Annotated in this window: 30 protein-coding genes; all 30 read left to right on the top strand. The window is 66.3% G+C overall.

Annotated features, from left to right (window positions below):
• Positions 1 to 3: 3 nt before the first annotated feature.
• The 30 genes from rplC (at position 4) to rplQ (ending at position 16,900) form a co-directional block, all read left to right on the top strand.
• Positions 4 to 654, top strand: a complete 651-nt coding sequence (gene rplC, locus CDO52_RS25235) for a 50S ribosomal protein L3 (protein WP_017621537.1) — start codon at positions 4 to 6, stop codon at positions 652 to 654.
• Positions 655 to 657: 3 nt separating this feature from the next.
• On the top strand, positions 658 to 1,329 hold the full coding sequence (gene rplD, locus CDO52_RS25230; protein ID WP_017621538.1) for a 50S ribosomal protein L4: 672 nt from the start codon (positions 658 to 660) through the stop codon (positions 1,327 to 1,329).
• Positions 1,326 to 1,616: a 50S ribosomal protein L23 gene (gene rplW / locus CDO52_RS25225; protein ID WP_017621539.1), complete on the top strand. Its 291-nt coding sequence runs from the start codon at positions 1,326 to 1,328 to the stop codon at positions 1,614 to 1,616. The genes rplD and rplW overlap by 4 nt, the downstream gene beginning before the upstream one ends.
• A 56-nt stretch (positions 1,617 to 1,672) precedes the next feature.
• Positions 1,673 to 2,506, top strand: coding sequence for a 50S ribosomal protein L2 (gene rplB / locus CDO52_RS25220; RefSeq protein WP_017621540.1), 834 nt, complete (start codon positions 1,673 to 1,675; stop codon positions 2,504 to 2,506).
• A gap of 12 nt (positions 2,507 to 2,518) precedes the next feature.
• The gene (gene rpsS, locus CDO52_RS25215; RefSeq protein WP_017621541.1) at positions 2,519 to 2,797 is read left to right on the top strand and encodes a 30S ribosomal protein S19; all 279 of its coding nucleotides are present in this window, start codon (positions 2,519 to 2,521) and stop codon (positions 2,795 to 2,797) included.
• Between the two features lie 91 nt (positions 2,798 to 2,888).
• Positions 2,889 to 3,263, top strand: coding sequence for a 50S ribosomal protein L22 (rplV, locus tag CDO52_RS25210; protein WP_017621542.1), 375 nt, complete (start codon positions 2,889 to 2,891; stop codon positions 3,261 to 3,263).
• Entirely contained in the window at positions 3,263 to 4,090 is an 828-nt protein-coding gene (rpsC, locus tag CDO52_RS25205; protein WP_017621543.1) for a 30S ribosomal protein S3, read from the top strand. The genes rplV and rpsC overlap by 1 nt, the downstream gene beginning before the upstream one ends.
• Before the next feature lie 3 nt (positions 4,091 to 4,093).
• Positions 4,094 to 4,510 (top strand): 50S ribosomal protein L16, encoded by a 417-nt coding sequence (rplP, locus tag CDO52_RS25200; RefSeq protein ID WP_017621544.1) that lies wholly within the window; start codon positions 4,094 to 4,096, stop codon positions 4,508 to 4,510.
• Positions 4,510 to 4,764 (top strand): 50S ribosomal protein L29, encoded by a 255-nt coding sequence (gene rpmC, locus CDO52_RS25195; protein ID WP_017621545.1) that lies wholly within the window; start codon positions 4,510 to 4,512, stop codon positions 4,762 to 4,764. Before rplP ends, rpmC begins: the two co-directional genes overlap by 1 nt.
• A complete protein-coding gene (gene rpsQ, locus CDO52_RS25190) occupies positions 4,761 to 5,051 on the top strand; it encodes a 30S ribosomal protein S17 (protein WP_017621546.1) in 291 nt (96 codons plus the stop codon). The genes rpmC and rpsQ overlap by 4 nt, the downstream gene beginning before the upstream one ends.
• A gap of 100 nt (positions 5,052 to 5,151) precedes the next feature.
• Positions 5,152 to 5,520 carry a 50S ribosomal protein L14 gene (gene rplN / locus CDO52_RS25185; RefSeq protein ID WP_017621547.1) on the top strand — a complete coding sequence of 123 codons (369 nt, stop codon included), beginning with the start codon at positions 5,152 to 5,154 and terminating at the stop codon, positions 5,518 to 5,520.
• Between the two features lie 3 nt (positions 5,521 to 5,523).
• Positions 5,524 to 5,829, top strand: coding sequence for a 50S ribosomal protein L24 (gene rplX / locus CDO52_RS25180; protein WP_017621548.1), 306 nt, complete (start codon positions 5,524 to 5,526; stop codon positions 5,827 to 5,829).
• Complete coding sequence (gene rplE / locus CDO52_RS25175; RefSeq protein ID WP_017621549.1) at positions 5,829 to 6,419, top strand: 50S ribosomal protein L5; 591 nt, start codon at positions 5,829 to 5,831, stop codon at positions 6,417 to 6,419. The genes rplX and rplE overlap by 1 nt, the downstream gene beginning before the upstream one ends.
• Positions 6,420 to 6,430: 11 nt before the next feature.
• Positions 6,431 to 6,616: a type Z 30S ribosomal protein S14 gene (locus CDO52_RS25170; RefSeq protein ID WP_017621550.1), complete on the top strand. Its 186-nt coding sequence runs from the start codon at positions 6,431 to 6,433 to the stop codon at positions 6,614 to 6,616.
• Positions 6,617 to 6,940: 324 nt separating this feature from the next.
• On the top strand, positions 6,941 to 7,339 hold the full coding sequence (rpsH, locus tag CDO52_RS25165; RefSeq protein WP_017621551.1) for a 30S ribosomal protein S8: 399 nt from the start codon (positions 6,941 to 6,943) through the stop codon (positions 7,337 to 7,339).
• A 16-nt stretch (positions 7,340 to 7,355) separates the two neighbouring features.
• Positions 7,356 to 7,892, top strand: coding sequence for a 50S ribosomal protein L6 (rplF, locus tag CDO52_RS25160; RefSeq protein ID WP_017621552.1), 537 nt, complete (start codon positions 7,356 to 7,358; stop codon positions 7,890 to 7,892).
• A gap of 2 nt (positions 7,893 to 7,894) precedes the next feature.
• Positions 7,895 to 8,281, top strand: coding sequence for a 50S ribosomal protein L18 (rplR, locus tag CDO52_RS25155; protein WP_026126370.1), 387 nt, complete (start codon positions 7,895 to 7,897; stop codon positions 8,279 to 8,281).
• Between the two features lie 48 nt (positions 8,282 to 8,329).
• Positions 8,330 to 8,932 carry a 30S ribosomal protein S5 gene (gene rpsE / locus CDO52_RS25150; RefSeq protein WP_017621554.1) on the top strand — a complete coding sequence of 201 codons (603 nt, stop codon included), beginning with the start codon at positions 8,330 to 8,332 and terminating at the stop codon, positions 8,930 to 8,932.
• A 2-nt stretch (positions 8,933 to 8,934) separates the two neighbouring features.
• The gene (gene rpmD / locus CDO52_RS25145; protein WP_017621555.1) at positions 8,935 to 9,120 is read left to right on the top strand and encodes a 50S ribosomal protein L30; all 186 of its coding nucleotides are present in this window, start codon (positions 8,935 to 8,937) and stop codon (positions 9,118 to 9,120) included.
• The gene (gene rplO / locus CDO52_RS25140) at positions 9,117 to 9,575 is read left to right on the top strand and encodes a 50S ribosomal protein L15 (protein ID WP_017621556.1); all 459 of its coding nucleotides are present in this window, start codon (positions 9,117 to 9,119) and stop codon (positions 9,573 to 9,575) included. The genes rpmD and rplO overlap by 4 nt, the downstream gene beginning before the upstream one ends.
• Positions 9,576 to 9,984: 409 nt before the next feature.
• Entirely contained in the window at positions 9,985 to 11,298 is a 1,314-nt protein-coding gene (gene secY, locus CDO52_RS25135; protein ID WP_017621557.1) for a preprotein translocase subunit SecY, read from the top strand.
• Positions 11,298 to 11,948 carry an adenylate kinase gene (locus tag CDO52_RS25130; protein WP_232524324.1) on the top strand — a complete coding sequence of 217 codons (651 nt, stop codon included), beginning with the start codon at positions 11,298 to 11,300 and terminating at the stop codon, positions 11,946 to 11,948. The genes secY and CDO52_RS25130 overlap by 1 nt, the downstream gene beginning before the upstream one ends.
• Entirely contained in the window at positions 11,948 to 12,772 is an 825-nt protein-coding gene (map, locus tag CDO52_RS25125) for a type I methionyl aminopeptidase (RefSeq protein ID WP_017621559.1), read from the top strand. The genes CDO52_RS25130 and map overlap by 1 nt, the downstream gene beginning before the upstream one ends.
• 88 nt (positions 12,773 to 12,860) lie before the next feature.
• Entirely contained in the window at positions 12,861 to 13,361 is a 501-nt protein-coding gene (locus tag CDO52_RS25120; protein ID WP_017621560.1) for a DUF1707 SHOCT-like domain-containing protein, read from the top strand.
• A gap of 319 nt (positions 13,362 to 13,680) precedes the next feature.
• Positions 13,681 to 13,902, top strand: coding sequence for a translation initiation factor IF-1 (gene infA, locus CDO52_RS25115; RefSeq protein WP_017593374.1), 222 nt, complete (start codon positions 13,681 to 13,683; stop codon positions 13,900 to 13,902).
• A 68-nt stretch (positions 13,903 to 13,970) separates the two neighbouring features.
• Complete coding sequence (rpmJ, locus tag CDO52_RS25110; protein ID WP_013156136.1) at positions 13,971 to 14,084, top strand: 50S ribosomal protein L36; 114 nt, start codon at positions 13,971 to 13,973, stop codon at positions 14,082 to 14,084.
• A 219-nt stretch (positions 14,085 to 14,303) separates the two neighbouring features.
• The gene (gene rpsM, locus CDO52_RS25105; protein ID WP_017621561.1) at positions 14,304 to 14,684 is read left to right on the top strand and encodes a 30S ribosomal protein S13; all 381 of its coding nucleotides are present in this window, start codon (positions 14,304 to 14,306) and stop codon (positions 14,682 to 14,684) included.
• A 73-nt stretch (positions 14,685 to 14,757) separates the two neighbouring features.
• Positions 14,758 to 15,165, top strand: a complete 408-nt coding sequence (gene rpsK / locus CDO52_RS25100; RefSeq protein WP_017621562.1) for a 30S ribosomal protein S11 — start codon at positions 14,758 to 14,760, stop codon at positions 15,163 to 15,165.
• Between the two features lie 159 nt (positions 15,166 to 15,324).
• Complete coding sequence (locus CDO52_RS25095; RefSeq protein ID WP_017621563.1) at positions 15,325 to 16,344, top strand: DNA-directed RNA polymerase subunit alpha; 1,020 nt, start codon at positions 15,325 to 15,327, stop codon at positions 16,342 to 16,344.
• Positions 16,345 to 16,411: 67 nt separating this feature from the next.
• Positions 16,412 to 16,900 (top strand): 50S ribosomal protein L17, encoded by a 489-nt coding sequence (gene rplQ, locus CDO52_RS25090; RefSeq protein WP_026126371.1) that lies wholly within the window; start codon positions 16,412 to 16,414, stop codon positions 16,898 to 16,900.
• Positions 16,901 to 16,958: the final 58 nt, after the last annotated feature.

Raw genomic sequence — 16,958 nt, 5'->3', positions numbered from 1 at the left:
GACATGGCCACCAAGCAGATCAAGGGAGTTCTGGGCGAGAAGCTCGGCATGACCCAGGTCTTCGACGAGTCGGGCAAGATCGTGCCCGTCACCGTTGTGAAGGCCGGTCCGTGCGTCGTGACGCGCGTCCGTACCCCGGAGACCGACGGTTACTCCGCCGTCCAGCTCGGCTTCGGGAAGATCAACCCGCGCAAGGTGAACAAGCCGCTCGGCGACTACCTGCGCAAGCACGAGCTCACCCCGCGACGCCACTACGTCGAGGTGCGCACCTCCGACGCCACCGAGTACCAGCTCGGCCAGGAGGTCACCGCCGACGCCTTCGAGGTCGGCCAGAAGGTCGACATCACGGGCAAGACCAAGGGCAAGGGCTTCGCCGGTGTCATGAAGCGCCACGGCTTCCACGGCCTGAGCGCGACGCACGGCACCCAACGCAAGCACCGCTCGCCGGGCTCCATCGGCGGCTGCGCCACGCCCGGCCGCGTGTTCAAGGGCCTGCGGATGGCCGGGCGCATGGGCAACGTGCGCAAGACCGTGCAGAGCCTGACCGTGCAGTCGGTGGACGCGGAGAAGGGCCTCATCCTGGTCAAGGGTGCGGTTCCCGGCCCCAACGGCGGGCTGGTGCTCGTCCGTACCGCCGCGAAGGGGGACAAGTAAGACATGGCGACGATCGAGGTCAAGAGCCCCGACGGCGCGGCCGGCCGGAGCATCGAGCTCCCTGAGGCGATCTTCGACCAGCAGGCGAACATCTCGCTGATGCACCAGGTCGTGAACGCGCAGATGGCCGCCGGGCGCCAGGGAACCCACGCCACCAAGACCCGCGGCGCCGTCCGCGGCGGTGGCAAGAAGCCCTACCGCCAGAAGGGCACCGGCCGGGCCCGCCAGGGCTCCATCCGGGCTCCGCAGTACACCGGCGGTGGCACGGTCCACGGGCCGCAGCCGCGGGACTACGCCCAGCGCACGCCTAAGAAGATGAAGGCCGCCGCCGTCCGCGGCGCCCTCTCCGACCGGGCGCGCAACGGGCGCGTGCACGTCATCAGCGACTTCGTCGCTGCCGACGTCACCACCAAGCGCACCCAGACCGCTCTGAAGGCGCTGCGCCAGCTCACCGACTCCGACAAGGTGCTGGTGGTCCTGGCCCACGAGGACGAGCACAACCGTCTGGCGCTGGGGAACCTGCGCGAGGTGCACATCCTCGACGCCGACCAGGTGAACACCTACGACGTCCTCTACTCGGACGACGTCGTCTTCACCGAGGCCGGCTACGAGGAGTTCCTGGCTCACGCGTCCGGTGCCGCGAAGGCAGCGACGTCTCAGGAGGACGACCAGTGAGGATCCCCGACCCTCGGGACATCATCGTCGAGCCGGTGATTTCCGAGAAGAGCTACGGCCTGATGGACCAGAACCAGTACACGTTCCTGGTCCGGCCTGACGCCAACAAGACGCAGATCAAGATCGCGGTGGAGAAGATCTTCGACGTGAAGGTCACCGCCGTGAACACGATCAACCGTCAGGGCAAGCGGAAGCGCACGCGGTTCGGTTACGGGAAGCGTCCCGACACCAAGCGCGCGGTCGTGAGCCTGCGCGAGGGCGACCGGATCGACATCTTCGGCGTCTGATCAGGTCCGCCTGACCGCTTCAGCACAAGTAACACGCAAAGGAATGCACGAAGAAGATGGGCATTCGTAAGTACAAGCCGACGACACCGGGTCGTCGCGGTTCCAGCGTGAGCGACTTCGTCGAGATTACGCGCTCGGAGCCGGAGAAGTCCCTGGTGCGTCCGCTTCACTCCAAGGGCGGGCGAAACGGCCACGGCCGGATCACCGCTCGCCACCAGGGTGGCGGACACAAGCGCGCCTACCGCGTCATCGACTTCCGTCGCCACGACAAGGACGGTGTCCCGGCCAAGGTCGCTCACATCGAGTACGACCCGAACCGCACCGCGCGCATCGCCCTGCTCCACTACGTCGACGGCGAGAAGCGCTACATCCTCGCCCCGGCCGGCCTGAAGCAGGGTGACAAGGTCGAGAACGGCCCCACCTCGGACATCAAGCCGGGCAACTGCCTGCCGCTGCGCAACATCCCCACGGGTACGTTCGTGCACGCGGTCGAGCTGAAGCCGGGTGGCGGTGCCAAGCTGGGCCGGTCCGCCGGCACGCAGATCCAGCTGCTCGCCAAGGAGGGCGCCTACGCCACGCTGCGTATGCCGTCCGGTGAGATGCGCCAGGTCGAGGTCACCTGCCGGGCCACGGTGGGACAGGTCGGCAACGCCGAGCAGTCCAACATCAACTGGGGCAAGGCCGGCCGCTCGCGGTGGAAGGGCAAGCGCCCGACCGTCCGCGGTGTGGTCATGAACCCGATCGACCACCCGCACGGTGGTGGTGAGGGCAAGAGCTCCGGTGGCCGCCACCCGGTCAGCCCGTGGGGCAAGAAGGAAGGCCGGACCCGGGCGAAGAACAAGGCCAGTGACCGGCTCATCGTGCGTCGGCGTAGCAAGAAGAAGCGGTAAGGAGCACGTCTGATGCCACGTAGCCTTAAGAAGGGTCCCTTCGTCGACCACCACCTGATCAACAAGGTGGAGGTCCAGAACGAGAAGGGCACCAAGAACGTCATCAAGACGTGGTCCCGGCGTTCCATGATCGTCCCCGAGATGATCGGGCACACCATCGCCGTCCACGACGGTCGCAAGCACATTCCCGTGTTCGTGTCCGAGTCGATGGTCGGCCACAAGCTCGGCGAGTTCGCTCCCACGCGCACTTTCCGGAGCCACGTCAAGGAAGACCGCCGCAGCCGTCGTTAGCGGTTGCAGTAGGAGTAAGAGCCATATACCCCACAGTGCCCAGTAGAGAAAGCGGTGCGTGGGGGTGATTTCCGTGAGCGAGGGAAAAGCGATGGGAACGAGGGCACAGGCACGGTTCGTCCGTGTTACGCCCCGAAAGGCCCGCCGGGTGGTGGACCTTATTCGCGGGTTGCCCGCTGACGAGGCAGTGGCGGTGCTCAAGTTCGCGCCCCAGGCGGCAAGCGAACCTGTGGGCAAGGTGCTCGCGAGCGCCATCGCCAACGCCGAGCACAACGACAAGCTGGACCGCGAGACGCTGGTTGTCGGGCGCGCCTGGGTGGACGAGGGTCCGACCCTGAAGCGCATCCGGCCGCGGGGCTTCGGCCGCGCCTTCCGGGTCACCAAGCGGACGAGCCACATCACCGTGGTCGTTGAGCCGCGCGACAGCGCCGGCGCCTCGTCGAAGACGAAGGAAAGGACCCGATAGTGGGGCAGAAGGTCAACCCGCACGGGTTCCGACTCGGTATCACCACCGACTTCAAGAGCCGGTGGTACGCCGACAAGCTGTACAAGGACTACGTCAAGGAAGACGTGGCCATCCGCCGGATGCTGACCCGCGGCATGGAGCGTGCCGGGATCTCCAAGGTCGAGATCGAGCGCACCCGTGACCGTGTCCGCGTCGACGTCTACACCGCCCGGCCGGGCATCGTCATCGGCCGCCGCGGTTCGGAGGCCGACCGCATCCGTGCCGACCTTGAGAAGCTGACCAAGAAGCAGGTCCAGCTGAACGTCTTCGAGGTCAAGAACCCCGAGACCGACGCTCAGCTCGTCGCTCAGGGTGTCGCGGAGCAGCTGTCCAGCCGAGTCGCGTTCCGCCGTGCCATGCGTAAGGCGATCCAGACCGCGATGAAGGGCGGCGCCAAGGGCATCCGCATCCAGTGCGGTGGCCGTCTGGGCGGCGCCGAGATGTCGCGTTCGGAGTTCTACCGCGAGGGCCGCGTGCCGCTGCACACGCTGCGCGCCGACATCGACTACGGCTTCTTCGAGGCCCGTACGACGTTCGGCCGCATCGGTGTGAAGGTGTGGATCTACAAGGGCGACGCCCCGGCCACCCGGGCCGAGCGCGAAGCGGCTCAGGCCGCGCAGCGCACGCCGGGCGGCGGTGGCGGCGGCGGTCAGCGCCGTGAGCGTCCGCAGCGTCGTCGTCGTGGCGGTCAGCAGGGCGGCCAGGGCCAGCAGGCCGAGGCCAAGTCCGGCGCGTCCGCGGAGTCGGCCGCCGGCACGGCCGAGAAGTCCGGGAACGAGGGGAGCTGACCGATGCTCATTCCCCGCAAGGTCAAGTACCGCAAGCAGCACCACCCGGACCTCAAGGGTCGCGCCAAGGGTGGGACGCAGGTTCACTTCGGTGAGTACGGCATCCAGGCACTGGAGGCCGCCTACGTCACCAACCGGCAGATCGAGTCCGCTCGTATCGCCATGACGCGTCACATCAAGCGTGGCGGCAAGGTCTGGATCAACATCTTCCCGGACCGCCCGCTCACGAAGAAGCCGGCCGAGACCCGCATGGGTTCCGGTAAGGGCTCCCCCGAGTGGTGGGTGGCCCCGGTGAAGCCCGGGCGCGTGATGTTCGAGCTGTCGGGTGTGCCGGAAGACGTGGCCAAGGAGGCCATGCGTCGGGCGATGCACAAGCTCCCGATGAAGTGCAAGTTCGTGAAGCGCGAAGTGGAGGCGTGATGGCGAAGTCCCTGACCGCCCAGGAGCTTCGGACCCAGTCCCAGGAGGACCTGGCCGCCAAGCTCAAGGAGGCGAAGGAAGAGCTGTTCAACCTCCGCTTCCAGGCCGCCACCGGGCAGCTGGACAACCACGGGCGGCTGCGCACCGTGAAGCGTGAGATCGCTCGGATCTACACGGTCATGCGGGAGCACGAGCTCGGCATTGTGCCGCTGGCCGGTGAGTCGGCTGAGAAGACGAAGGAAGCAGCCGAATGAGCGAGAACTCCGAGAAGGTGAGCGCGACGGGCTCCGAGCGCAACTACCGCAAGGTGCGCGAGGGCTACGTCGTCAGCGACAAGATGCAGAAGACCGTGGTCGTCGAGGTCGAGGACCGGGTCAGCCACGCGCTGTACGGCAAGATCATCCGCCGCACCACCAAGTACAAGGCCCACGACGAGGCGAGCTCCTGCGGCATCGGTGACCGGGTCCGCTTGATGGAGACCCGCCCGCTGTCCGCGACCAAGCGCTGGCGCGTCGTGGAGATCCTGGAGAAGGCCAAGTAAACCCCTGCCTCGGCGGCCGGTTCGTGGAGATCGGCCGCCCAAGGGGTGAGACCACCTAGCAGTGCGGGTCGGAACCCGCCTGCCAATATCAGGAGCAGACGTGATTCAGCAGGAGTCGCGACTCAAGGTCGCCGACAACACGGGGGCCAAGGAGATCTTGACCATCCGTGTCCTCGGTGGCTCGGGTCGGCGCTACGCGGGCATCGGCGACACCATCGTCGCGACGGTGAAGGACGCCCTTCCCGGCGCCGGCGTGAAGAAGGGCGATGTCGTCAAGGCCGTTATCGTGCGTACCTCCAAGGAGCGCCGCCGGCCCGACGGCTCCTACATCCGCTTCGATGAGAACGCCGCCGTCCTCATCAAGGACGGTGGGGACCCGCGAGGTACTCGCATCTTCGGCCCGGTCGGCCGTGAGCTGCGGGACAAGAAGTTCATGCGCATCATTTCGCTGGCGCCGGAGGTGCTCTAGGCGATGAAGATCAAATCTGGCGACGAGGTCATCGTCATCGCCGGCAAGGACAAGGGTGCCACCGGGAAGGTCGTCAAGGCTCTTCCCAAGGAGCAGCGTGTCGTCGTCGAGGGCGTGAACCTCATTAAGAAGCACAAGAAGGCGAACCCGGCGGCCGGCCAGCAGGGCGAGGTCGTGACGAAGGAGGCGCCGATCCACGTGAGCAACGTTGCGCTCGCGGAGGACGGCAAGGCCACCCGCGTCGGGTACCGCTTCGAGGACGACGGCACGAAGGTTCGGATCTCCCGCCGTACCGGTAAGGACATCTGATGACGGTCACCAATGAGACGGCGAGCGCAGGCACCGCCGCCCCGGCGATGCCCCGCCTCAAGGAGAAGTACCGCTCGGAGATCGTCCCTTCTCTTCGCGAAGAGTTCGGCATCGGCAACATCATGCAGGTCCCCGGTCTGACGAAGATCGTGGTCAACATGGGTGTCGGTGAGGCCGCTCGCGACGCGAAGCTGATCCAGGGCGCGATCACCGACCTCACGGCGATCACCGGGCAGAAGCCCAAGGTCAACCGTGCGAAGAACTCGATCGCGCAGTTCAAGCTGCGCGAGGGCATGCCGATCGGCGCCAGCGTCACGCTGCGCGGCGACCGCATGTGGGAGTTCCTCGACCGGCTGCTGAGCCTGGCGCTTCCCCGGATCCGGGACTTCCGCGGGCTCTCCCCGAAGCAGTTCGACGGCCGCGGCAACTACACCTTCGGGCTGACCGAGCAGGTCATGTTCCACGAGGTCGACCCGGACAAGGTCGACCGCCAGCGTGGGATGGACATCACTGTCGTCACCACGGCGACCAACAACGAAGAGGGGCGCAGCCTGCTCAAGCAGCTCGGGTTCCCCTTCAAGGAAGCCTAGGGGGATCTGGGATGGCTAAGAAGGCGTTGATCGCCAAGGCGAACCGGAAGCAGAAGTTCGCTGTCCGCGCGTATACTCGTTGCTCGCGGTGCGGCCGCCCGCGTGCCGTCTTCCGGAAGTTCGGCCTGTGCCGTATCTGCTTCCGCGAGATGGCGCACCGGGGCGAGCTCCCGGGCATCAGCAAGTCGAGCTGGTAGTCCCCACCGGGCCGACCCGAGGGTCGGCCCGGGGACCCGCCCGGTGAAGAACCGGGCCTCATACGAAGCGGATGGTAGGACTCCGTCATTACCACCGCGAGGACGACCGGGCCTGAGCCGCCGCCGTCGAGACGGCGTCCGCGGCCGGGCGCGGTAGCTCATAAGGAATGAACCGACAGGGCACGGTGACCGCTCCGGCGGCACGGTGCCCACGACCACGCCGTAGGTCCTAGAGGAACCCGCGCGCTCATGAGTGCGCGGGAACAGGCTGCACTGGACAGTACTGTCCTTGGGGAAACCGCGGTGAGGAAGGGCCTATCGGCCATGACGATGACCGACCCGATCGCAGACATGCTTACGCGTCTGCGTAACGCGAATTCGGCGTACCACGAGAGTGTGTCAATGCCGTATTCCAAGATCAAGGCGCACATCGCCGAGATCCTCCAGCAGGAGGGGTACGTCCAGGGCTGGCGTACCGAGGAAGCCCCCGTTGGCCAGAACCTCGTGGTGGACCTGAAGTACGGGCCCACCCGTGAGCGTTCGATCGCCGGCGTGCGCCGGGTTTCCAAGCCGGGCCTGCGGGTCTACGCGAAGAAGGAGAACCTTCCGCGTGTCCTGGGTGGCCTCGGCGTTGCCATCATTTCGACGTCCGGTGGCCTGATGACGGACAAGCAGGCCAAGAAGCGTGGCGTGGGCGGCGAAGTCCTCGCCTACGTCTGGTAAAGGGAGAGATTTCAGCATGTCGCGAATCGGTCGACTGCCGATCTCGGTCCCGAAGGGCGTCGAAGTCACGATTGACGGGCAAGACGTCAAAGTCAAGGGGCCGAAGGGCGAACTGTCGCACACTATCGCCGCTCCGATCACCGTCTCGCAGGAAGACGGCACGATCACGGTGGTGCGTCCCGACGACAAGCCCGAGAACCGGTCGCTGCACGGCCTGACCCGTGCGCTGATCGCGAACCTCATCGAGGGCGTGTCCCAGGGGTTCACCAAGACGCTGGAGATCCACGGCGTCGGTTACCGCGTCCAGGCCAAGGGCTCCAACCTGGAGTTCTCGCTGGGCTACAGCCACCCCGTCGTTGTGGAGCCGCCGGAAGGCATCAGCTTCCGCGTGGAGAAGCCGACCCTGCTGCACGTCGACGGTATTGACAAGCAGCTTGTGGGCCAGGTCGCTGCCAACATCCGCAGCCTGCGCAAGCCTGACCCGTACAAGGCCAAGGGCGTGCGGTACAAGGGTGAGCACATCCGCCGCAAGGCCGGAAAGGCGGGCAAGTAAGCATGGGCAAGGCAATGACGCTGGTGCGCAAGGGCACGAGCAAGCGTGCGGCGTCCCGTGCGCGGCGGCACCTGCGGATCCGCAAGAAGGTCACGGGCACGTCGGCGCGTCCGCGCCTGGTCGTGACCCGCTCCTCGAAGCACATGATCGCGCAGATCGTGGACGACACCGTGGGCCACACCCTGGTGTCCGCCTCCACGATGGACCCGAGCATCCGCTCGGTCGAGGGCAAGAAGACCGAGAAGTCGCAGAAGGTCGGCGAGCTCATCGCGCAGCGCGCCAAGGAGGCCGGCATCTCCGCGGTCGTCTTCGACCGCGGCGGCAACCAGTACACGGGCAGGATCGCGGCGCTGGCCGACAGCGCGCGTTCCGGCGGGCTGGAGTTCTAAGGTGATGAACTCTCAGCTCGGAAACAACGACGGGAAGAGGAACCACTGATGGCTGCAGCTCCGCGGCGCGGCGCCGGTGGCGAGCGGCGTGACCGCCGTGACGATCGCCGCGGCGGCGCCGCAGACAAGGGTGTCTCCTACATCGAAAAAGTTGTGACCATCAACCGGGTCGCCAAGGTCGTCAAGGGTGGTCGGCGCTTCAGCTTCACCGCCCTGGTGGTCGTCGGCGACGGCAACGGCATGGTCGGTGTGGGTTACGGCAAGGCGAAGGAAGTTCCGGCTGCCATCGCCAAGGGTGTCGAGGAGGCGAAGAAGAACTTCTTCCGCGTCCCGCGCATCGCCGGCACGATCACGCACCGGGTCCAGGGCGAGGACGCCGCCGGCGTCGTCCTCCTGCGTCCGGCGGCCCCCGGTACCGGTGTTATCGCCGGTGGCCCGGTCCGCGCGGTGCTGGAGTGCGCCGGCATCCACGACGTCCTGAGCAAGTCGCTCGGCTCGTCGAACCCGCTGAACATCGTCCACGCCACGGTCGCGGCTCTGAAGGACCTGAGCCGTCCCGAGGAGATCGCGGCCCGCCGCGGTCTGCCCATCGAGGACGTCGCTCCGGCCGCCATGCTGCGCGCCCGTGCGGAAGCGAAGGCGGGGGCCTAGACATGGCGAAGTTGAAGATCACGCAGGTCCGCTCGAAGATCGGCGGCAAGCAGAAGCAGCGCGACAGCCTGCGCTCGCTCGGTCTGGGCCGGATCGGCAAGTCCGTTATCCGTGAGGACCGTCCCGAGGTTCGCGGGCAGATCAACGTCGTTGCGCACCTCATCTCTGTCGAGGAGGTCAGCGAATGAGTGACTCCGGCGAGCTGCTCAAGCTTCACCACCTCCGTCCGGCTCCGGGCTCCAACAAGGCCAAGATCCGCAAGGGTCGTGGCGAGGCGTCCAAGGGCAAGACGGCCGGTCGTGGTACCAAGGGCACGAAGGCTCGTTCCACCGTCCCGGTCGGCTTCGAGGGTGGCCAGATGCCCCTCATCCGCCGGGTGCCGAAGATCAAGGGCTTCAGCAACGCCAGGTTCAAGAAGACCTACCAGGTCGTCAACCTGGACAAGCTGAGCGAGCTGTACCCGGAGGGTGGCGAGGTCACCATCGACAGCCTGGTCGCCAAGGGCGCGGTTCGCAAGAACCAGCTCGTCAAGGTGCTGGGCACCGGGGAGATCTCGGTGGCCGTTCAGGTGAGCGCCAACGCGTTCTCCACGTCCGCCAAGGAGAAGATCACCGCCGCCGGTGGCACCGTCACCGAGGTGTAGGGATCATTCCCACGTGCGTGCGAAAGGGCGTCCGCCATCCCACCCGATGGGACCGGCGGGCGCCCTCGCTCGTATTCCGGGGGATTTGCCCGGTGATGTGCGGGTGTTGTGCTGATCGCCACGGGGGTTCGGAACGATCGGCCACGGCCGATCGTTAGCATCCCGATCCCGCCTGACCGTGCGATGACTGTTACAGTTCCCTATTGCATTGCTTGCGGTCCATGCTGTGGAAGATCTTCTCGCGTGAACACCGCGGAGATCGAAATGGCGTGGATCGCTACTGCTCAACCGATTTCAACGAGGAATTCCGAGTTCCGGGCAGACGCTCGGGGCTGACGCTCTACGACGATTCAGGATCGGCCGCGATGTCTCGAACCGGTTCCGCCGCCGAAGCCTCGCAGGAGGAGACGTGCTAGGTGCGTTCGTCCGTGCGTTCCGCACGCCTGACCTGCGTAACAAGCTGCTGTTCACACTGTTCATCCTGACCATCTTCCGCCTTGGATCGGTGATCCCGGCTCCGGGCATCAACTCGGCGGCGATCAGAGACCAGCTCGAGGCCGTCCAGCAGACGGACGCCGCTGGCGTGTACGCGCTGATCAACCTGTTCAGCGGTGGCGCGTTGCTGCAGCTGGCGGTGTTCGCGCTGGGCATCATGCCCTATATCACCGCGAGCATCATCATCAACCTGCTCACGGTGGTCATTCCACGGCTGGAGGCGCTGAAGAAGGAGGGCCAGGCCGGGCAGACCAAGATCACGCAGTACACGCGGTATCTGACGCTGGCTCTGGCGATCCTGCAGTCCACCAGCATCATCGCGATGGCGCGTACCGGGCAGCTCTTCCAGCAGCAGATCCCGGTGAGCTCCTACATGCCCAACCAGGACCTGCTCACCCTGGTCACCATCGTCTTCGTGATGACCGCCGGAACCGGCATCATCATGTGGTTCGGTGAGCTGATCACCGAGCGCGGTGTCGGCAACGGCATGTCGCTGCTGATCTTCACCCAGGTCATCGCGACCTTCCCCTCCGCCATCATGACGATCTTCCAGGAGCAGGAGGCCTGGATCTTCGCGCTGATCGTCATCGCCGGCATCGTGCTGATCGCGGGCGTGGTCTTCATCGAGCAGGCCCAGCGCCGCATCCCGGTGCAGTACGCCAAGCGGATGGTCGGGCGCCGGATGTACGGCGGCAGCTCCACCTACATCCCGCTGAAGGTGAACCAGGCCGGCATCATCCCGGTCATCTTCGCCTCCTCGCTGCTGTACCTGCCCCAGCTGGCCATCGGCCTGATGGGTCAGGAGTCGGACAACGTCGTTGTGAGGTTCCTCTCCGAGTACTTCGTCAGCGGCAGCCATCCGGTCTACATGGCCACATTCTTCGTACTGATCGTTGGCTTCGCCTTCTTCTACGTGGCCATTACCTTCAACCCCACTGAAGTGGCCGACAACATGAAGAAGTACGGTGGGTTCATCCCGGGTATCCGTCCGGGGCGTCCGACCGCGGAGTACCTCGACTACGTACTCACGCGGCTCACGACGCCCGGGTCGCTGTACCTCGGGCTGATCGCTCTGCTGCCGATGATCGCGATGGGTGCCTCCGGTGCCACACAGAACTTCCCCTTCGGCGGTACGAGCATCCTGATCATGGTCGGTGTCGGGCTGGACACGGTGAAACAGATCGAGAGTCACCTCCAGCAGAGGAACTACGAAGGTTTTCTGCGATAGTGCGTGCCGTATTGGTGGGACCGCCGGGTGCCGGTAAGGGCACCCAGGCCCAGATCCTGGCGTCAGAATTGTCGATTCCGAAGGTGTCCACCGGCGACATCTTCCGTGCCAACGTGAGCGGCGGCACCGAGCTTGGTAAGCAGGCCAAGGCCTACATGGACCGGGGCGACCTGGTTCCCGACGAGGTCACCAACGCGATGGTCCGCGACCGTCTCGGCCAGGAGGACGCCCAGGGCGGCTTTCTGCTGGACGGGTTCCCGCGCAATGTCGCCCAGGCGGAGACCCTGAACAAGATCCTCGACGACATGGACGAGCGCCTCGACGCGGTGCTCGAGCTCAAGGTCGACGAGGAAGAGGTCGTCAAGCGGCTGTCGGGCCGCCGTTCCTGCCGCAACTGCGGGCACGTGCAGCACGTGCTGTACGACCCGCCGAAGCAGGAGGGCGTGTGCGACCTCTGCGGCGGTGAGCTGTTCCAGCGCGACGACGACCAGGAGGAGACCATCCGGCACCGCCTGGAGGTCTACCGGGAGCAGACCGCGCCGCTGGTCTCGTTCTACGAGGGCGGTGGCCTCCTGGTGTCGATCCAGGCGACCGGCGCGGTCGAGGACGTCACCGCCCGGGCCAAGGAAGCGCTGAGGGCCAAGGGCTGATGTTCCGCAAAGCAGAACCCGCGATCCAGCTCAAGAGCGCGGGTGAGATCACGAAGATGCGGGCGGCGGGCCAGGTCGTGTCCCGCACGCTCGACCTGCTGCGCTCCTCCGTCGAACCCGGCATGACCACGCTGGACCTCGACGCGATCGCGGAGCGCAGCATCCGCGACTCCGGGGCGGTGCCCTCCTTCAAGGGCTACCACGGCTTTCCGGGGTCGATCTGCGCCTCGGTGAACGAGGAGGTCGTGCACGGCATCCCGCGCGACACCAAGGTGCTGGAGGCCGGGGACATCATCTCCATCGACTGCGGTGCCATCCTCGACGGGTGGCACGGCGACTCCGCGATCACGGTCGCGGTGGGGGAGATCAGTGCGGCCGACCAGCGGATGCTGGAGGTCTGCGAGGAGTCCATGTGGCAGGGCATCGCCCAGCTGCGTCCCGGCAAGCGGCTCGGTGACATCGGACACGCCGTCGACTCCTACATCCAGTCCCAGGGCGGGTACGGCAACGTGCAGGAGTACGGCGGGCACGGCATCGGGACCGAGATGCACATGGAACCGCACGTGCTGAACCACGGGCGGCCGGGCAAGGGCATGCGGCTGGCCGAGGGCATGTGCCTGGCCATCGAGCCGATGACCAACCGGGGCACCCGGCACGTCGTGCAGCTGGAGGACGGCTGGACCGTCGTCACCCGCGACGGCGAGCGCTCGGCCCACTTCGAGCACTCGGTCGCGATCACCGCCGATGGCCCCCTTGTCCTCACCGCTCGCGAGGAGAACCGGGCGAAGATGGCCGAAATGGGCTTTGTGGACCCAGGCTTCTGATGATCGGGATGGAGGGGCACCGGTCCGGTCGCTAGGATGGGCCGCGTGGTCATCCGGCCCCGGTCAGTCATCGAGGATGGTGTGAGTGGTGTCCGAGTCAGCGCCGGAGATCAGGGCTTCCGACACCGATCGCGATCGCGTGGCCAAGCTCCTGCAGGAGCACTTCGCCCAGGGGCGGTTGGACAACGACGAGTTCAGCGCCCGGCTCGAGAGCGCCTACAAGGCGCGGACCGTCGGTGAACTCGACCCCCTCACCCGCGACCTGCCGGAGCGCGACCTCACGGAGAAGCGCCGCGCCACCGAGGGGCAGGCGGTGCGGGAGGCGCGACGCACCGAGAGTGCGGGGGACGAGCGCTCTCCGCAGACGAGCGACCTGCTGAAGGATCCGGCACTGCTGATTCCCTGGGGGCTGTGGGCCGGGGTCAACACCGTCTGCTTCTCGATCTGGTCGATCCTGTTCCTCACCGGCACCACCGACGGCTATCCGTGGTTCCTGTGGGTGCTCGTGCCGTGGGGGATGATCATGCTGCTGATCACCCTCGCGTTGTTCTTCACCAAGACGGGGTCCGACCGGGCGGAGGACGACTGACCGCCTGCGGGCGGTAGACAGGGGCGGCGGACACCGGAGGAAACGCCGGCACCGCCGACGCAGCGGGACGGTATCGCCGTTCCGCGGCACGTCACGTGCCTAGTGTCGAGACCACTCGCCCGAGCACGCTAGACTGGCTATGCCCACACTCGGGCTGTTGGGTCAGGCTGCCTGAAATCGCATCCGCTCGGTTCCTCGACGTATGCTGACGCAGTTGACCTGATTTCTCAGTGTTCGATTCAGCAATTGGTACCGGGCCGCCAACGGCCCTGCCTCGTGTTCCCCGCGGCCACGGGGCTGATTCCGAAGCGTGGAGGATATGGCTAAGAAAGACGGCGCCATCGAGATCGAGGGCTCCGTTATCGAGTCCCTGCCCAACGCTATGTTCCGAGTGGAGCTCGACAACGGGCACAAGGTGCTTGCCCACATCAGCGGCAAGATGCGGATGCACTACATCCGTATCCTCCCCGACGACCGCGTCGTTGTGGAGCTGAGCCCGTACGACCTCACGCGCGGGCGCATCGTTTACCGCTACAAGTAGGCCCTCGCGCGTCGGCCGCCTTCCCCGAGGGAGACGGCGTAGCGTGATGGCATGAGTTCGGAGACACCATGAAGGTCAAGCCGAGCGTCAAGAAGATCTGCGCGAAGTGCCGTGTCATCCGCCGCAACGGCCGGATCATGGTCATTTGCTCGGACCCGCGCCACAAGCAGCGTCAGGGCTGACGGCCGCTTCTTGACAGGCTCGTCCGCCACGTGGGCGTTGGACGTCCGCGCCTCGGCGGCGAAGAAGAAGCTGTAGAAGTCTCGTTCCATCTCCTCGGATCCGCGAACGATCGCGGCGGGAGATAACCCCCGGTCGGAGGCCGGGGCCTCGTCGATTGGGCGACGAGAGGGTTGGGGAACGGGAAAGACCTCCGCACTAGTACGAAGGAGTTCGCCCACATGGCACGCGTTGCCGGCGTTGACATCCCCCGCGACAAGCGGGTGGAGGTCGCTCTCACTTATGTTTTCGGGGTCGGGCGCACCCGCTCTATCGAGACTCTGAAGAACACGGGCGTCGACCCGAACACCCGCGTCCACCAGCTCACCGAAGACCAGCTGGTGAAGATTCGCGACTACATCGACGCCAACTACAAGGTCGAAGGTGACCTCCGCCGTGAGGTCCAGGCCGACATTCGGCGCAAGATGGAGATCGCCTGCTACCAGGGCATCCGGCACCGTCGCGGCCTGCCGGTCCACGGCCAGCGGACGCAGACCAACGCGCGTACCCGCAAGGGCAAGAAGAAGACCGTGGCCGGCAAGAAGAAGGCCGGTAAGAAGTAGTCCGTCCGGACGTAAGCCAACAGCTTCGAGTCCGGAAACGCCAACGGACCGATGATCTTGGGAGTAGTCAGGTATGCCGCCTAAGGGCCGTCAGCAGGGCGCCGCGCGTAAGGTGCGTCGCAAGGAAAAGAAGAACATTGTCCACGGGCACGCTCACATCAAGAGCACGTTCAACAACACGATCGTGAGCATCACCGACCCGACGGGTGCGGTGATCTCGTGGGCGAGCTCCGGACAGGTCGGCTTCAAGGGCTCGCGTAAGTCCACCCCCTTCGCCGCGCAGATGGCCGCCGAGGCCGCCGCGCGCCGCGCCCAGGAGCACGGGGTGCGCAAGGTGGACGTCTTCGTGAAGGGCCCCGGCTCCGGCCGTGAGACCGCGATCCGCTCGCTGCAGGCCACCGGCCTGGAGGTGGGCTCGATCCAGGACGTGACGCCGGTTCCGCACAACGGCTGCCGTCCGCCGAAGCGCCGCCGGGTCTGACCCGCCCGTCGACCGCGTTGTCCTCGCGGGTCCTTTCCTTGGGGCCCGCGAGGCGGGGTAACCCGGAGATCCGGGTAAGAGGTAATCAGGGCTTCGCGTTCGCGGAGCCGTCCAGTGGCCGTCATATAGCGGGCGGCCGTGGGAAAGGAATCACGGACCATGTTGATCGCTCAGCGTCCGACGCTCTCCGAGGAGTCGCTCGCGGAGTACCGCTCCAAGTTCGTCATCGAACCCCTGGAGCCGGGCTTCGGCTACACGATCGGGAACTCGATCCGGCGGACCCTGCTCTCGTCCATCCCCGGTGCCGCTGTCACCAGCATCCGCATCGAGGGCGTGGAGCACGAGTTCACCACCGTTCCCGGTGTCAAGGAAGACGTCACCGAGCTCATCCTGAACCTCAAGGGCCTCGTCGTGAGCTCCGAGCACGACGAGCCGGTGCTGATGTACCTGCGCAAGCAGGGCCCGGGTGTCGTCACCGCCGCGGACATCGCCCCGCCGGCGGGTGTCGAGGTGCACAACCCCGACCTGCACATCGCGACGCTCAACAGCAAGGGCAAGCTGGAGATGGAGCTGACGGTCGAGCGCGGCCGCGGCTACGTCTCCGCCGCGCAGAACAAGCAGCCGGGCCAGGAGATCGGGCGCATCCCGATCGACTCGATCTACTCGCCGGTCCTGCGGGTCACCTACAAGGTCGAGGCCACCCGTGTCGAGCAGCGCACCGACTTCGACCGGCTGATCGTCGACATCGAGACCAAGCCGGCCATCCGGCCGCGCGACGCCGTCGCGAGCGCCGGCAAGACCCTGGTCGAGCTGTTCGGTCTGGCCCGTGAGCTCAACGTCGACGCCGAAGGCATCGACATGGGCCCGTCGCCGACGGACGCCGCCCTGGCGGCCGACCTGGCGCTGCCGATCGAGGACCTCAACCTCACGGTCCGTTCCTACAACTGCCTCAAGCGCGAGGGCATCCACAGCGTCGGCGAGCTCGTCGCACGCTCCGAGCAGGACCTTCTCGATATAAGGAACTTCGGCGCGAAGTCCATCGAAGAGGTCAAGCAGAAGCTCATCGACATGGGCCTCTCGCTCAAGGACTCCCCGCCCGGATTCGACCCCAGCAGCGCGGCCGACTCCTACGGTTCCGACGACGATGACCAGTCCTTCGTCGAGACCGAGCAGTACTAGAAGACGTCGCCCAATGGTCCACGGCCGAGTGCCTGGTCGAGGACCGCATCACTAGGAGAACGACACAATGCCCACGCCAACGAAGGGGCCTCGCCTGGGGGCCGGCCCGGCCCACGAGCGGCTCATGCTGGCGAATCTGGCGACCGCGCTGTTCCAGCATGGCCGCATCAAGACCACCGAGGCCAAGGCCAAGCGGCTGCGCCCGTACGCTGAGAAGCTGATCACCCTGGGCAAGCGCGGCGACCTGCACGCGCGTCGCCAGGTGCTGACCAAGATCAGCGACAAGTCGGTCGTGCACGAGCTGTTCACCGAGATCGGCCCGCGCTTCGAGAACCGCAACGGCGGGTACACCCGGATCACCAAGATCGGTCCGCGCAAGGGCGACAACGCCCCGATGGCCGTGATCGAGCTGGTCGAGGCCCTGTCCGCTCCGGCCGCCACGACCGTCCCGGCCGCGCCGGCGGCGGAGCAGGCCACCGAGGCCAAGGCCGAGGAGACCACCGAGGCTCCGGCCGAGGCCGAGACCAAGGCCGACGAGACGACCGAGGAGAAGTAGGAACGCTCAGCGTTCGCGCTTCATCGGTCATCGGCCTCATGCCGGCCCGGTCGGCATG

The sequence above is a fragment of the Nocardiopsis gilva YIM 90087 genome, assembly GCF_002263495.1.
In the GTDB taxonomy this organism is placed as follows: Bacteria; Actinomycetota; Actinomycetes; order Streptosporangiales; family Streptosporangiaceae; genus Nocardiopsis_C; species Nocardiopsis_C gilva.
Note: the sequence above shows the minus strand (reverse complement) of the source record. Positions and strands in the feature narration are given on the sequence as shown.

Coding starts and splice junctions, on each gene's coding strand:
- rplC (WP_017621537.1), top strand. CDS start 4: ATGGCCACCAAGCAGATCAAGGGAGTTCTGGGCGAGAAGCTCGGCATG.
- rplD (WP_017621538.1), top strand. CDS start 658: ATGGCGACGATCGAGGTCAAGAGCCCCGACGGCGCGGCCGGCCGGAGC.
- rplB (WP_017621540.1), top strand. CDS start 1,673: ATGGGCATTCGTAAGTACAAGCCGACGACACCGGGTCGTCGCGGTTCC.
- rpsS (WP_017621541.1), top strand. CDS start 2,519: ATGCCACGTAGCCTTAAGAAGGGTCCCTTCGTCGACCACCACCTGATC.
- rplV (WP_017621542.1), top strand. CDS start 2,889: ATGGGAACGAGGGCACAGGCACGGTTCGTCCGTGTTACGCCCCGAAAG.
- rplP (WP_017621544.1), top strand. CDS start 4,094: ATGCTCATTCCCCGCAAGGTCAAGTACCGCAAGCAGCACCACCCGGAC.
- rpmC (WP_017621545.1), top strand. CDS start 4,510: ATGGCGAAGTCCCTGACCGCCCAGGAGCTTCGGACCCAGTCCCAGGAG.
- rpsQ (WP_017621546.1), top strand. CDS start 4,761: ATGAGCGAGAACTCCGAGAAGGTGAGCGCGACGGGCTCCGAGCGCAAC.
- rplX (WP_017621548.1), top strand. CDS start 5,524: ATGAAGATCAAATCTGGCGACGAGGTCATCGTCATCGCCGGCAAGGAC.
- rplE (WP_017621549.1), top strand. CDS start 5,829: ATGACGGTCACCAATGAGACGGCGAGCGCAGGCACCGCCGCCCCGGCG.
- CDO52_RS25170 (WP_017621550.1), top strand. CDS start 6,431: ATGGCTAAGAAGGCGTTGATCGCCAAGGCGAACCGGAAGCAGAAGTTC.
- rpsH (WP_017621551.1), top strand. CDS start 6,941: ATGACGATGACCGACCCGATCGCAGACATGCTTACGCGTCTGCGTAAC.
- rplF (WP_017621552.1), top strand. CDS start 7,356: ATGTCGCGAATCGGTCGACTGCCGATCTCGGTCCCGAAGGGCGTCGAA.
- rplR (WP_026126370.1), top strand. CDS start 7,895: ATGGGCAAGGCAATGACGCTGGTGCGCAAGGGCACGAGCAAGCGTGCG.
- rpsE (WP_017621554.1), top strand. CDS start 8,330: ATGGCTGCAGCTCCGCGGCGCGGCGCCGGTGGCGAGCGGCGTGACCGC.
- rpmD (WP_017621555.1), top strand. CDS start 8,935: ATGGCGAAGTTGAAGATCACGCAGGTCCGCTCGAAGATCGGCGGCAAG.
- rplO (WP_017621556.1), top strand. CDS start 9,117: ATGAGTGACTCCGGCGAGCTGCTCAAGCTTCACCACCTCCGTCCGGCT.
- map (WP_017621559.1), top strand. CDS start 11,948: ATGTTCCGCAAAGCAGAACCCGCGATCCAGCTCAAGAGCGCGGGTGAG.
- infA (WP_017593374.1), top strand. CDS start 13,681: ATGGCTAAGAAAGACGGCGCCATCGAGATCGAGGGCTCCGTTATCGAG.
- rpmJ (WP_013156136.1), top strand. CDS start 13,971: ATGAAGGTCAAGCCGAGCGTCAAGAAGATCTGCGCGAAGTGCCGTGTC.
- rpsM (WP_017621561.1), top strand. CDS start 14,304: ATGGCACGCGTTGCCGGCGTTGACATCCCCCGCGACAAGCGGGTGGAG.
- rpsK (WP_017621562.1), top strand. CDS start 14,758: ATGCCGCCTAAGGGCCGTCAGCAGGGCGCCGCGCGTAAGGTGCGTCGC.
- CDO52_RS25095 (WP_017621563.1), top strand. CDS start 15,325: ATGTTGATCGCTCAGCGTCCGACGCTCTCCGAGGAGTCGCTCGCGGAG.
- rplQ (WP_026126371.1), top strand. CDS start 16,412: ATGCCCACGCCAACGAAGGGGCCTCGCCTGGGGGCCGGCCCGGCCCAC.